Here is a 635-nt window from a genome sequence, read left to right as displayed (position 1 = left end):
AAACTAAACCGAATCTATCTTTGAAGGGAATAGTTGAATAAATCCTATCAAAATAAATTCGGTGAATAATTTAGGATTAATGTTCTAGAAAAAGTTTTAGAAGATTTAGATAAACCAATTAATAAAATTGATATTTTATCTAAAGAAGAAAAGGATTTAATATTAAATAAATTTAATAATACAAAAAGAGAATACGAAAGAGATAAAACAATAAAAGAATTATTTGAAGAAGTAGCTAAAAAGGCACAAAATAAAACTGCGATTGTATCAAGTGGTGAATATTTAACTTATAAACAATTAAATGAAAGAGCAAATCAACTTAGCAATCTATTAGTGAAAAATGGAGTGAAAAAAGGAGATATTGTTCCAATATTATGTGAAAAGAGCAAAGATACAATAGTTGGGATGTTAGCGGTTATAAAAAGTGGTGCTGCATATTTGCCAATAGATGAAGAGTACCCTGAAACAAGAATAAATTATATGATTGAGGATAGTAAAAGTAAAATACTTTTAATAAAAAAACATCAATTAGGAAAAGTAAAATTAGAAAAAATAAGCAAAATAGATTTAAATAGTGAAGATATACTTAAAGAAAGCAAAGATAACCTTAAAAATATTAATACACCAAAAGATTT

General features: G+C 24.1%; 1 protein-coding gene. It reads left to right on the top strand.

What is annotated here, in order from left to right; translation table 11 throughout:
- Positions 1-75 precede the first annotated feature (75 nt).
- A partial coding sequence (locus NNC19_RS23445) for an AMP-binding protein (RefSeq protein WP_310941104.1) occupies positions 76-635 on the top strand: 560 nt, incomplete at its 3' end.

The organism is Clostridium sp. SHJSY1 (assembly GCF_031626875.1).
GTDB lineage: Bacteria > Bacillota > Clostridia > Clostridiales > Clostridiaceae > Clostridium.
This window is presented reverse-complemented; position numbering and strand designations above follow the sequence as displayed.